Consider the following 13,716-nt stretch of genomic DNA (forward strand, 5'->3'; position numbering starts at 1 on the left):
CGCTCTCTAATGCACAGTATACACAAATCGACTCGAAAAATAAACCGAATAAACAAACTAAACTCGAATAGACTAAAGTAGTTTACATTATATCATTTCTGATATATAATCAGCTTACTCAAAATAGAGAAGAGAATGAATGATGGAGGAGAGAATACGGTGACAGTAACAGAATTAAAAAATGTCCGTTTTTGGCCGATTATGACAGCTATTTTCTTCGGCGCTTTTCTGAGCATACTAGGCATTAGCATGATCAATATCGCCTTGCCTATTCTAATGACGGATTTTCACTCGGAGCTAAGCGTAGTCCAGTGGACGTTAACCGGTTTTATGCTTTCTCTTGGCACGATTGCACCGCTAACCGGATATTTGGGTGACAAGATGGGCTATAAGAAAGTGTACTTATTCGCCATGGTTGGCTTTGTTGTCTTCTCGTTATTATGCGGATTTGCATGGAATATCGAGTCGCTTATCACGTTTCGTATCATTCAAGGCTTATTCACTGGACTTGTCGTTCCAGCAACGATGACGATTATATTCCAAGTGATCCCGAAGGAAAAGCAGCCATTTGCGGTGAGCATCTGGGGCTTGTCGGCTATGCTGGCACCCGCGTTCGGTCCAACAATAAGCGGTTGGCTTATTCAACAGTTAAGCTGGAAATGGTTGTTCTTTATTAACGTTCCAATCGGTATTGTAGCGATCTTCTTCATTATCTGGATGATTCCCGATTACCGGATAAGCACGGCCAAATCCTTAGATAAACTAGGTCTTGCTACGGTTATTCTAAGCAGCGTATCCGTTCTGATCGCCCTAAGCCAAGGTCATCAATGGGGCTGGACTTCCTTTAAGACGCTCGGATTGTTCGCTTTCGGCGCGCTGATGCTGCTATTGTTCATCGTTCGAGAGCTGACAGCCAAGCAGCCGCTGCTCGATCTTCGCGTATTCCGTAATGGGCGTTTCTCGATCACACTTGTTGCCAATACAATCATTACGATCAGTCTTTACTCAGGAACGCTTCTAGTGCCTTTATTCCTTCAAAATGTTCAAAAAATCACGCCAATGGATACAGGACTTATCCTGCTTCCAGCCTCCTTAGTAATGGCGATGGCGATGCCATTAGCCGGTAAGCTTTACCCCCGGTTTGGAGCGAAATGGCTGTCCATAGTGGGGATTATCCTCATTATTGTGGGAAGCTACGAAATGACTCAACTATCGACTGGTGTATCGCATTTCTACATCATCTTCTGGATGACTGTTCGTAACTTAGGCGTTTCCTTCGCCGCAGCAGCGACCAGCACAGCAGGGATGGAAGAAATCGAGCCGATCATGGTTGGCCATGCTTCATCCGTAACAAACTGGGTACGTAATGTCGGCGGCTCATTTGCTATCGCTCTATTTACAACGCTGCTGGCGTCACATACGATTTCACATATCAAAGACTTGACGGTAGCAGGCAAAGACACGAAGGAAACCATTCCATTCCTATCCTTCACGATGAGCGTAAATGATGTATTCATGGTAGCGACCTTCATTGCGGTAGCCGCTATTCCCTTCACCATTCTAATTCGTAAAAAAGTAAAACGCGCAGTCCCGGCTTCAGTAGCTGCATAATCAAGAGTATCCAATGACAAGAAAAGAGAGAAGACCGGTACCTCCATTTGAAGTGGAGGCCGGTCTTCTTTCATTGCTGAAGCTTAACCTAGATAATTCTTAGTGCGGCATTCTAAAAATCTTTTTGTATTTATTCTCATCATTTCTTTGGGACTTTATGATTCATAATGGTGATAGCGAAGCGGACGGAATCGTTCTGAAGAAGCGATAGCGTTCGCCTTTGTCTCCTTATTTCTACCCTTAAGGGATAAAATCAAGAAATAGGGAGACAACAGCGATCGTAAGAATGATCCGTCCGCGTAGCGGGCTTCTATGCACAAGACAAGATAGAATGCGTTAAGTTACTTTTTTGGGGTTTGCTGGGCTTGAAAGGCACGAGGAGACATCGCATAGTGCTTCCGGAATTGGTTAGCAAAATGATTATAGTTCTGAAATCCGACATCGAGGGCGACCTCGGAGGCGATTCGGTCTGTATGCTCCAGAAGAAGGGCGGCTTGTCGAATTCGCATCTGATTCAAGGATTCCACAATCGAGATACCGATGGTTTCTTTGTACAAATGGGAGAGTCTTGAAGGAGATAATCCCACTTTCTTCGCCAAATCCTCAATACGGAATGTCGCAGACATCGTGGTAGAAAGCAGATGCTGCACTTCTTCAATTCTTGCATCGATCTGCTTGCTTTCTCTTTGTGCTACCAACAGTAGAATTTCTCTTAGATTATTCTCGCACAGCTCACTCCAATAGGCGCTTCGTTCAATAGAATCCGAAATTACACGCTGAAAAGCCTTATAAATACGTTCCCGAGCGGAATCGTTATCCACAGAATGGATGAGCAGTGGAGTAACTGGAAGCAGGCTGGTTTCCATCATACGCGAGGAAAAATGTGCCCAAACAAAATTCCAAATCTGCCCTCTACTCGTACCATATTGGTGGGGCGTCCCCTGTCTCAGCAAAGCGACATCGCCGATCCGGCAGATATCCTCTCTTCCGGGCGTAGAGAAGTAGCCTTCCCCATCAAGCGTGTATGTGATAAGCCAGTCACTCATTCCACTCGGTCGTTTCGTGAAGTAGCTATCTGTCTCGTCGAAGTGACCGGCTATAATCATTCCTTTGACATGCTCTCCATAAAAGGAGGGCTTGTCAAATTTATCTTCATTCATCCTTATGACTCCTCTCATTTATCTACTTGCTTATCGCAATCAGCAATCTATCTTATTCCGTTCTGGATCCGAACTCCTATTTACTCTTCTGCCATTATCATAGCCCTTTCTTTATAATTCCACCAGTCAGGATAGCAGGATTATAGGAGTTATTAGCATGATCGTTACTTCTCCATATGCGATGCAGTCCCTACAATAAAGGTATAACAAGGTTACTCTCAAGGGATGTACTAGAGGAGGAAAACAAATGACTGCAATTATGCGTGTACTTACAGCAGAGCAGAAGCAGCAATTCGATCAAGAGGGCTATTTAGTTGTAAAGGGGCTATTCTCCACTCCTAATTTAGCGGAAATCGAGCAGACGTTTGAAGAGATCAGCCATCAGACCATACCTGATCATTTTGAGCCTGATCTGGATCAGACGTCGAATGATCCGCTCAAGCGTTACCCGCGTGTTATGCATCCGCACCGATTCAATGAGGCAGCCAAACGATACATGCTTCATCCACCTGTACTTGATGTTCTAGCGGATTTGTATGAGGAAGAAGCTTTAGCTGCGCAAAGTATGTTCTATTATAAACCACCAGGTTCCCGTGGGCAGGCGCTCCATCAGGATAACTTCTATTTGAAGGTTGAACCAGGTAACTGTATCGCGGCTTGGACGGCGGTTGATGCGGCTACGGAAGAGAACGGGGGACTCTTGATCGTTCCCCGTACGCATGAATATGAGATCTCATGTCCCGACGAGGCAGATACCAAGGAATCCTTCACCACCCATTACGTTAAGCCACCTAAGGACAGCACCATTATGCCCGTTATTATGGATAAAGGGGATGTATTATTCTTTAATGGCAACTTGATTCATGGTTCTTATCGGAACAAGACGAAGGATCAATTCCGCAGAGCCTTTATCTGTCATTATGCCAACAGCTCCGCAACGAGCATCGGCCAGCATTACAAGCCGCTCTATAGGGCAGACGGATCAGAAGCGCATGAGATGGAGTCTAATCCAGATGGGGGACCGTGCGGCGTAGAGGTCGATGGTTACTATCATTAAAAATGAGCTGATCCGAAAATAAGCATACTTTTCCCGTAAGGAAGAAGAGCATGAGAAACGACATCGAGCGATAATAGGGAGGTAAAGCAGGCAAGTAAACCTTCCAAGGGGGTAGCACGAATGTCGAATCAATTGAATGGAACACTTTCACAGGAAGAAGTAGCAGCTTACAAAGAACAGGGATACATCCTTCATAAGAAACCATTGTTTGGCGTTGAGAAATTCGCAGAGCTCTCGCAGATCTTCGAAGAGCAATGGGAGCTGGTCGGCAGAAAATTGAACAGTGAGCTCGATACACCGCATTTTCGCGATGAACGACTGCTTAAGTTTCTGCTGAGCGATGAAGTATTGGATTTAGTTGAGCCAATTCTAGGCCCGAATATCGGATTATGGTCCAGCCATTTTATATGTAAAGAGCCTGTCATTGGTAAACAAACACCTTGGCATGAGGATTCCGCTTACTGGAAGGGAAGACTGAGCCGCTTTGACAAAATCGCAACGGTCTGGCTGGCGATTGATCGCAGCTGGAAGGAGAACGGCTGCATGCGTGTCATTCCTGGTACGCATTCGAATGGGTTCTCGGATTACGAGGAAGTGAGTGAGAGCGAGAATATTTTCAACACACAGGTTAAAAATATTGATGAATCAAAAGCTGTATATTTTGAGCTTGAGCCTAATGAATGCTCGATTCATGACTCTCGTATTATCCACGGAGCTACACCAAATCCGAGCCCATATCGCCGCTGCGGCTACACGATGCGTTATTTCTCCACAGAGGCCAAAGTTATTCCTGAGAAGAATCCTGGCTTCAAGATCTGGCTTGCTCGCGGGAAAGATATCGCCGGAAGTGACTTTGTTAACGTATAATAGATTGTATAGGAACGGTTTACTTGAAGGAGGCGATGGTATTGTCCGTCCATAGAACGCCAGAGAGGCTCATGAACGAGCAATACATGCCTGCGTCGTCTCCTTATCAAATTTTTCTGCATGCGATCGAGCATACGATTATTACGCATTGGCATGAGTTTTACGAAATGGCTTTTGTCGTCTCTGGTACGGGTACGCATGTAAGGAATGGAGTGCCGTCGCGGATTGAAAAAGGTTCAGTATTTCTCATGACACCAGCGGATTTTCATGAAATTAAAGTGGATGAGGGGCAAATCCTTCATTTATACAATCTTATCTTTACAGAGCAGCTTATTCGGGAGCCGCTGATGGAGCTGCTGTTCGATCATGTTTCCGAGCTTACGCATACATTTGTCGGAGCTGAATGTGCGCAGGTGGAAGCGGAGTTTAAGCGATTATGGGATGAGACGCTTCATTGGCAAGCAGGCAGCGAAGTTATCGTTCAGGGAAGTTTAGAGCGATTATGGATTGATCTGTCCCGTAAATGCCGTTCCATGCCAATAACGATCAAGCCAGCAGGTGAGCCGTTCTTACAATCCCCCATTCGTAAGGCCTTGATCTATATTCAGCATCACTTTCGTGAGCCTCTTCCGCTTGATGAGGTGTCACGGTTATGTGGGTTATCTACTAATTATTTTAGTGAATGCTTCCACAAACAAACAAGAACAACCTTTCAGTCCTATGTACAGGAATTACGCCTTCAGTTTGCGAAGTCACTATTGAAAGCGACTCGTCTTCCGATAACCGAGGTTAGCCTTGCCGCTGGCTTTAACACATTGCCTCATTTTGAACGGACGTTTAAGAGAAGGTTTGCATGCTCACCTAGAGAGTTCCGCAGATCTATCTAATTCCGACTCAGGTTGTTTCGCTAGTTTTGAAAGCGTATAATTAGGTGGTACCTATATCTATGTACGTAACTTGAGGAGGTATCGGATGATGTTTGAAATTGCCATTATTGGCGCTGGTCCAGCAGGAGGAAGTGCCGCATTATTCACGGCGAAGGCTGGTAAGAAAACGTTACTCATCGATAGCGATCAAAGCATTACGAAGAAAGCATGGATCGAGAATCATTACGGCGTACCCGAGATCAAAGGTCCCGATCTCGTAGAGACAGGGATTAGTCAAGCGACGAAATTCGGAGCTGAGCTGGTACGAGCGAAGGTGGCTAATATTCAACAAACAGATGAAGGCTTCCGTATTGCTGCTGAGGATGGCAGTGAGTATCAGGCGAAGGTGATTATACTCGCAACCGGACTGCTTGTTGATCTGGCAGAGAAGGTTGGACTGAACACGAGGCCAGGTACAGAGCCGCGAATCAAGACCGTCCTCGATGTCGATGCTGCAGGCAAGACGAATATTAACGGTATTTGGGCAGCTGGAACAGTTGCAGGGGTGAGCGTACATACCATTATCACCGCTGGAGATGGCGCAAGAGTAGCTGTTAATGTGATTAGTGAAATCAACGGTGAACGTTATGTGGATCATGATCTACTGAAATAGCCATATGAATCATAGAAGCCTTAGAAGTTATACTGAAAGCTTTAGGATGAAAGCCTTTTGAGCAGAAGCTCAAAAGGCTTTTTGTTAGTTGTGTATATAAAAAGCTATAATAGAGAAATAACTTCTTCACATAATGAAAGAAAAGGGAGTAAACCTATGCGAGTTGTTCGAAACATTTTGACCGCAGCAGCCATCTTCTTCATATTTTTTGGTCTTCAATATTTGATTGGATGGCATGCGAGAGTATTTCTATCCTCTTTAATGGCTGACATCCCGACCGTCATTTATTGGGTATGCTTTTGGTTTATAGCGCTATCTTATATTGTATCCAGATTACTAGAGATGTGGATTCCGGGTCCATTCGCTAGAGGACTCAAGTGGATAGGCTCTTATTGGTTCGCTATTCTTCTCTATAGTGTAATGATCCTTCCGATTGCTGATTTGACGGCTTGGCTGCTTCGTGATGTTTTCGAGGTGAGCGCTCATCATTCTGTCCTAGCAGCAGGATTCGCAGCTGTTGTGATTTATCTCGCTATTCTTGTGCGAGGCTCATGGAATGCATGGAATCCTATTATTCGTCCCTATCACTTAGATGTCTCCAAGCAGGCCGGCAATCTAGAGCAGCTGCGCATCGCAGTTGCATCTGATATTCATCTGGGCACTTTGGTCGGTAGACGTCACCTTCGTCAGCTGGTAGATCGTGTGAATGAGCTGAAGCCGGATATCGTACTGCTTCCGGGGGATGTCATAGATGATGCTATTGAACCGTTCAAGCGTAATGATTATGGCAGCATTATAAGCGGATTTCAATCCAAGTTCGGAACCTATGCGGTTCTGGGCAATCATGAATACATTGGTGGCAAAATCGAGGAATTCGTTATGCTTATGGCGGATGCTGGCATCCCCGTACTGTTAGATCAGTCTGTAAAAGTGGCTGATAGCTTCTATGTGGTGGGACGAAAGGATAAGTCCGCCGATCGATTCCGTGGTAGTAAAGGTGAAGGTCGATTATCTACGGAGCAGCTCGTAGCTGACTTAGATCATTCCTTGCCGCTTATTCTCATGGATCATCAGCCTTCAGCGCTCAATGAAGCAGCAGATAGTGGTATTGACATTTCCTTGTCCGGTCACACGCATCGAGGACAGATGGCACCGAGTCATTTTATCACAAGGCGGATCTTCGAGCTGGACTGGGGTTATATGCGCAAAGGAATGATGCATGTTATTGTTTCCTCTGGCTACGGAACATGGGGGCCTCCAATTCGTATCGGAAGTCGGTCTGAGATTATCGATATAACGGTCCATTTTGATAAAAGCTAGCCAAATCCGCTAATAAGTTTGTATTGGAGTGAATAGCGAACCCCTATATAATAAAAAAGGGAAATGGCTTCTCAAACTAGCTAACTATCGCCTAAGGAGGCGGACTTCATATGGATACACAGCTTGAGCCCTCGGCGTTCATCCCGTTTGAACCGCCGACTCGCAAAAGGTTTTCTTTTCTTAAATGGTTAATGAAACGTACAAGAGTAACTCTTAATTATGATACTTCGTTCTGGCGCACTTCACTTACAGGTATTTGGACGGTATATAGTATCGTTCTCATCATCACTAGTCTTGGGATGCCAACAGGCCTTGGGATTACGTTCGATACGGTAATGATGACGCTGATTGGGACAATCGGGTTAACCCTTGCAGCGATTGTAGTAGCATTCCTATTGTCCTTGGCTTATATACCCGTCCCTCGCTTATACGTAGGATCTATTGTTGCTGCTGCGGGAGTAATTGATTATTTATTCGAGCATGCGGATATTGATTTTCCGCAATCTATCGTTTTGACCGCCCTTATTATCATTTGCGGAATGCTGGGAGGCTCAATGATTGCTCTGCTGGCAAGCCGGCGAGTGAAGCCTAAAGTAAAGCTTTCCGTAATCATTGCCGTAACGATTGTTTGTTTGTCCTTTAGTTATTGGCCTGCTGAGAATAAAGCTTCATTGGTCTCAACCTCGTTAGATGCGATTGCCGAAGAAAGTGGCGTAGCTGCGCTGCAAGCACATAATCCGAGTGAGCCTGGTTCCTATGACTATCAGACGTTTACCTACAGCAGCGGCAAGGATCGCCACAGGAACGTGTTTGCAGGTAAAACGGATTTGGTTTCTCAATCTGTCGACGCATCTACCTATATCCGTAACTGGTCCTGGCTGCGAAGCTTCTTTTGGGGATTTGATCAAAAAGCACTGCCGGTAAACGGGCGGGTTTGGATGCCGGTGGGGGAGAGCCCTTTTCCCTTAGTACTCATCGTTCATGGCAATCATCTCATGGAGCAATTCTCAGATGAAGGCTACGGGTATTTAGGAGAGCTGCTTGCGACCCGAGGCTTCATTGCAGTCTCTGTTGATGAGAACTTTCTTAATTATTCAGTTTGGGCAGATATTCCAGCTCAGGATATGAAGGTTAGAGCATGGATGCTGCTGAAACATCTTCAGCAAATTAATGACTTTAGCAAGCAGGAAGGAAACCCCTTCTCAGGTCGGGTAGACATGCAGAGTATTGCTTTGATTGGACATTCTAGAGGTGGACAGGCGGTCGCTATGGCTGCCGATAGCTCCAAATGGTTCTCTGAGGATAAGTCTCTGATGGGGATAAAGAGCTTCCATATCGGGGCCGTTATCGGCATTGCTCCTACGGACAAAACGGTAGATAAGCAATCTGCCACGCTCAAGGATACGTCTTATTTGACTCTTCAGGGAGCAAGTGATGGAGATGTAGATACCTTCAATGGGGAGCGTCAGTACATTCGGACTTCGATTACATCAGGCTCCCAGTCTTTCAAAACCTCTCTTTATATCGGGGAAGCGAACCACAGCCGCTTCAATACCTCTTGGGGGGCGATGGATGACAGCTTGCCTGGAGGATTGCTGCTTAAGCGCAGTGACATGATTGAGGCAGCCGATCAGCGTGAAATTGCGAAGGTGTATGTATCAGCCTTTCTGGAAACGGTGCTGCATGGAAGCAAGGACTATCAGGCTTTGTTCCGAGATTATCGGACGGGTCTGGCATGGCTGCCTGAAGCAACCTATATTAATCGCTATGAGGATGGCGGCTTTCAAGAGCTCATAAGATTCGATGATGACTTTAATAAGATGACCTACAAGAATGGAATAACGGTAAAGGCTGTTGATTTGGAGTGGTCGGAGGAATCGGCAGAAGACCGGGATGGCAATGGCAAAGGAACCCGAGGAGCAGCTCTTCAGTGGAAGCAGAAGGGTGGAACTTACACGATAGAGATACCTAAGAATTTCCGTGATCAGCTGCAATTCGGTAAAGGTGCTGCTCTCGCTTTCTCCATGACGAATCTGGAGAGGGATCTGCTGTCACCTGCTCCAGTTAAGGATACGAAACTTTCGGATACTAAATCTGGTACCGCTGCAGAAGCTGAGATTCCCGCTCCATCGATTATGATTGAATTGCAAAGCAGCAGTGGAGCAACCGTCCGATTGCCCCTGAACAGCTTCATGAAGGCTGTTGAATTGCCGCATACGACATTCACGATCTTTCCTTGGCTGGAGAAGGAAATCAAAGATGGTAAATACAAAGAATCTTCAGAGCCGGTATTCCAAACCTACCAGCTGTCGCTTGAGCGGTTCCATGAGGCTAACGAACAGTTCGATCCTTCTCAATTAGCACGGATTACTTTTCGCTTCAGTAATGGTCCCGGCAAAATCATGCTGGATGATATTGGAATTGAGGCGGATACGCCTTAATAAGGCAGTCTTATTCCATTTTTATCCTAATGCTTGACACTTGTTTCAACTTGCTGTATAAATACGTTTAAGCAACATCTGTAAGGCATGGAGGATTTACGCGCGTTTGCAGAATCAATGAATCGGATAGCAATGAACATTAATGAATGGGACAGTAATCCATGACAGATAGTCGCAGCGAGCCGGGTTGGTGAAAGCCGGTACGGATGTTTTGGATGAAACGGACCCAGGAAATGGTTTGCTGAACCTAATAAAGTAGGCAAATCCGGTCTTCGACCGTTAACAAGTGGAGTGGTCAAACCTACTGGGGTCTGACACTTAGAGTGGTACCACGGGATCTTCAGGCTCTCGTCTCTTATATAGAGACGGGGGCTTTTTTTATTTTCATAAAGCTGGAGGGTGAGGACGATGACGATGATAAACGAAGTGATTATTGCAGCAGTTCAGGAAATCTTACAAGAAGTAGTCGAGCATGCGAAGCAGCCGTGGCCGCAAGGCTTGAAGATTGTTGTTGAACATCCTGCGAATCACGAGAATGGGGACTACAGCCTTAATATTGCGATGCAATTGGCCAAGATTCTCAAGAAATCCCCGATTATCATTGCTAGCGAGATCCAAGAAAAGCTGCTTGAGGACAGTAAGATAAAATCGTTATTTTTCAAGGTTGAAGTAGCTGCTCCAGGGTTCATTAACCTTTACCTCAATTGGGAGAAATGGGGCTTGAATTCGGAACTAGAAGCGTCCTTCCCTCCCGTGCCTTCAAAAGTCGTCATTGAGCATACCTCCATTAACCCGAATAAGTCTGCGCACATCGGCCATCTGCGTAATTCTTGCATCGGTGACACATTGGCTAGAATGCTGAAGAGAGTCGGTCACGAAGTTGAGGTTCACAATTATATCGATGATTTGGGGAATCAATTGGCAGATACGCTTGTCGGAATCCTGCATACGAATACGGAGAAAGCCTTCAGTCGTTTTGGTGATTTCTGCTGGGAGACATACGCTAAGGTCAACAAGGCTTATAAAGAGACACCAGAGCTGCAGCTTAAGCGCGCTGATGTTCTGCATGAATTAGAGAAGGGGAATTCGAATCTAGCGTGGATGGGATTGCTTGTTGCAGAACGTATCGTTCGTGAGCATCTGGAGGAGATGAAGCAATTTGGTATTCGTTATGATGTTCTGGTGTGGGAGAGCAGCATCGTGAGGGAGGGATTCTGGTCCAGTACTTTTGAGCTGCTGCGCGCAACGGATATCTTTTATCAAGAGACAGAAGGGAAATTAGCGGGCTGCTGGGTACTTAAACATCCAGAAGGGGATGCTGAGCAGGAGGCACATGCAGACTTTCAAGCAGATAAAGTGCTCATCCGTTCCAATGGCATTTTAACCTATACGGCAAAAGATATTGCGTATCATCTATGGAAATTCGGTGTGCTCGGAAAGGATTTTCGTTATAAGAAATTTGCAGATCGTCTGTGGTCGACGGACCTTGATGGTGTGAGGAAGAGAATCGGTCAGGCAGATAAGGTTATAAATGTCATCGATTATCGACAAGAATATCCTCAGATTATGGTCAAGCAGGCTTTGCTGGCGCTCGGCTTCGAGAAGCAGGCTAATCAATTAAGGCATGTCAGCTATGGAGTCGTTTCTCTAAGTTCAACAACAGCTGAAGGCCTAGGGGTAGATACTTCAGAGGGTAAACATTCCTATCCGATGTCGGGCAGACAAGGCATTGGCATCAAGGTTGCTGATTTACTGGATCGAATGGAGCTAGTCATTGAAGCGAAACGTCCACGTCAGACAGGGCTCTCCAGCCGGACAATTGCAGCCGCTTCGATCCGCTATTATTTGTTGAGATTTCATATGCAGACTGAGGTTGTGTTTGACTTAGAGCAAGCAACAGAAGTCTCAGGGAATACAGGTGTTTATTTGCTCTATAGTTATGCTCGCTCTTACAGTATTCTCGAGAAGGCCAAGCAAGAGATAAGCAGGGAGGAACCGCTGCGATTTGACAACCTGGAAGCTCAAGAAGCGAGTTTGATGAGACAGCTTGCATACTGGCCAGAAGTTTTGGAGGCCGCAGTAAATGAGCTTGCACCACATCATATTTGTACGTATGTCCATGAACTGACCAATCTATTCAATCACTTCTATGCTACCTGTCCTATATTGAAAGCGGAAGGGGACAAGAAGAAATTCAGACTGTGGCTTACAGCACGCTTCAAAGCTGTGCTTCACGGTGCACTCGAGATTCTTGGACTTCCTACTCCGAAGAGCATGTAATCCGAAGAGCATGTTATTGTTAAGCTTACAGGGCACCCAGTTTTTGATAGTTGTTTATTAGAAGGAGAACGTTTATAGTAGTTGATAGATCAATTATTGATGCATCAATTAATTACACAGCTGTGGTTGTTGATGAATAAACAGCAAGGGGAGAGGAGGAATAGCTTGACCCAATCCAACGGTGATTCAGCTTATATCTTATATAGGCTGCTCTGTCTGAACAAACAGATCAGTCCCAAATTTGAGCGCTGTACGGGCATTGGTCCTACGCGGCTTGATCTATTGCATCAGCTTTATCAAGTGGACGAGATGAATCAAACCGATCTTCAAAAAGAAGTGAATATTGACCCAGCAGCCGTTACTAGGCATTTAAAGCAGCTGGAAGCCGATGGAATGGTAACGAGGCGTAAGAGCGCCGCGGATAATCGAGTGACATTTGTCTCCTTAACGGATCATGGGCGAACAGAGATTATCTCATTTCGGGAGGAAAAGGGACATTTTCTAAGTCAGCTGCTCCATAATTTCACCCAAGAAGAACGCCATCTACTCGCGGATATGCTCAAACGAATGCAGCATAATATGAATGAGCTTTAGGTTACACCAGCGTTACGGGGAAGTCAGTACGTCATCTAAGATATACCTAGGGAGGATTCAAACATGAATACGATGAATAAAACGCTCAACAATGACTTTAAAGAAATTATCAACGGGCGTCGCTCGATTAAGAGCTATGATACTTCGGTGAAAATCAGCCGTGAAGAAATGACAGAAATATTGGAGAAAGCTATGCGGGCGCCGTCTTCAATTAATATGCAGCCTTGGCGCTTCCTCGTTATAGATAGCCCGGAAGGAAAGGCGAAGCTTGCGCCGCTGGCGCGCTTCAATCAACAGCAAGTTGAAACCTCTTCAGCTGTCATTGCCATATTCGGTGATCTGAATAACTTCGAGAATGCTGAGGAAATTTACAGCAAATCGGTCGAGCTTGGTTATATGCCCTTAGAAGTTAAAGAACAACAGCTGCCTAGACTGGCTAGTTATTATGCAGCTGTTCCGACGGAAGTTATGCGCGATGTTGTGCTTATCGATTGCGGCCTTGTCGCTATGCAATTCATGCTTACAGCCCGTGCTCATGGCTATGATACCAACCCGATTGGCGGTTACGAGAAGGATCAGATCGCAGAAGCTTTTGGACTGGATAAGGAACGATATGTGCCCGTCATGCTGATCTCAATTGGTAAAGCAGCCAGCAGCGGTTACAACTCAGTCAGACTTCCAGTCGACAAAGTTACAGAGTGGAAATAATAAGAGGTATTCGAGTAAGACATTTCCTTTTCGCGCCACTTGAGGCGAAAGCTTACAGTGGTGAACTGCTAAGCTAACTTGTATCTGTACCTTGTATCTTGCATCAAAGGGAATTGTTCAGTGCTTGCCACACGACTAA

Annotated in this window: 11 protein-coding genes and 1 other annotated feature; of the genes, 10 read left to right on the plus strand and 1 reads right to left on the minus strand. The window is 45.6% G+C overall.

Features of this window, described 5'->3' with window-relative positions; translation table 11 throughout:
- Positions 1 to 159: 159 nt before the first annotated feature.
- Positions 160 to 1,611 carry a DHA2 family efflux MFS transporter permease subunit gene (locus EKN16_RS02025; RefSeq protein WP_232016157.1) on the plus strand — a complete coding sequence of 484 codons (1,452 nt, stop codon included), beginning with the start codon at positions 160 to 162 and terminating at the stop codon, positions 1,609 to 1,611.
- 341 nt (positions 1,612 to 1,952) lie between these two features.
- Here the strand turns inward: EKN16_RS02025 and EKN16_RS02030 are convergent, their stop codons facing one another.
- Complete coding sequence (locus EKN16_RS02030) at positions 1,953 to 2,771, minus strand: helix-turn-helix domain-containing protein (RefSeq protein WP_125653471.1); 819 nt, start codon at positions 2,769 to 2,771, stop codon at positions 1,953 to 1,955.
- 247 nt (positions 2,772 to 3,018) lie between these two features.
- On the opposite strand from EKN16_RS02030, the gene EKN16_RS02035 reads away from it, so the two are divergent.
- From EKN16_RS02035 to EKN16_RS02075, 9 genes are all read left to right on the plus strand, one after another.
- Positions 3,019 to 3,828: a phytanoyl-CoA dioxygenase family protein gene (locus tag EKN16_RS02035; protein WP_125653472.1), complete on the plus strand. Its 810-nt coding sequence runs from the start codon at positions 3,019 to 3,021 to the stop codon at positions 3,826 to 3,828.
- A 120-nt stretch (positions 3,829 to 3,948) separates the two neighbouring features.
- Positions 3,949 to 4,695: a phytanoyl-CoA dioxygenase family protein gene (locus EKN16_RS02040; RefSeq protein ID WP_125653473.1), complete on the plus strand. Its 747-nt coding sequence runs from the start codon at positions 3,949 to 3,951 to the stop codon at positions 4,693 to 4,695.
- A 41-nt stretch (positions 4,696 to 4,736) separates the two neighbouring features.
- Positions 4,737 to 5,582 (plus strand): AraC family transcriptional regulator, encoded by an 846-nt coding sequence (locus EKN16_RS02045; protein WP_164522641.1) that lies wholly within the window; start codon positions 4,737 to 4,739, stop codon positions 5,580 to 5,582.
- Between the two features lie 88 nt (positions 5,583 to 5,670).
- Positions 5,671 to 6,234 (plus strand): FAD-dependent oxidoreductase, encoded by a 564-nt coding sequence (locus EKN16_RS02050; protein WP_125665766.1) that lies wholly within the window; start codon positions 5,671 to 5,673, stop codon positions 6,232 to 6,234.
- Positions 6,235 to 6,390: 156 nt separating this feature from the next.
- Positions 6,391 to 7,554 (plus strand): metallophosphoesterase, encoded by a 1,164-nt coding sequence (locus EKN16_RS02055; RefSeq protein ID WP_125653475.1) that lies wholly within the window; start codon positions 6,391 to 6,393, stop codon positions 7,552 to 7,554.
- A gap of 110 nt (positions 7,555 to 7,664) precedes the next feature.
- On the plus strand, positions 7,665 to 9,995 hold the full coding sequence (locus EKN16_RS02060; protein WP_125653476.1) for an alpha/beta hydrolase family protein: 2,331 nt from the start codon (positions 7,665 to 7,667) through the stop codon (positions 9,993 to 9,995).
- Positions 9,996 to 10,128: 133 nt separating this feature from the next.
- Positions 10,129 to 10,354, plus strand: a binding site (T-box leader).
- A gap of 55 nt (positions 10,355 to 10,409) precedes the next feature.
- Positions 10,410 to 12,275, plus strand: coding sequence for an arginine--tRNA ligase (locus EKN16_RS02065; RefSeq protein WP_125665768.1), 1,866 nt, complete (start codon positions 10,410 to 10,412; stop codon positions 12,273 to 12,275).
- Positions 12,276 to 12,440: 165 nt separating this feature from the next.
- The gene (locus EKN16_RS02070) at positions 12,441 to 12,869 is read left to right on the plus strand and encodes a MarR family winged helix-turn-helix transcriptional regulator (protein WP_375782028.1); all 429 of its coding nucleotides are present in this window, start codon (positions 12,441 to 12,443) and stop codon (positions 12,867 to 12,869) included.
- A gap of 72 nt (positions 12,870 to 12,941) precedes the next feature.
- Positions 12,942 to 13,577 (plus strand): nitroreductase family protein, encoded by a 636-nt coding sequence (locus EKN16_RS02075; protein WP_375782027.1) that lies wholly within the window; start codon positions 12,942 to 12,944, stop codon positions 13,575 to 13,577.
- Positions 13,578 to 13,716 lie beyond the last annotated feature (139 nt).

Origin of the sequence: Paenibacillus baekrokdamisoli (assembly GCF_003945345.1) — a bacterium.
GTDB classification, from domain to species: Bacteria; Bacillota; Bacilli; order Paenibacillales; family Paenibacillaceae; genus Paenibacillus_Z; species Paenibacillus_Z baekrokdamisoli.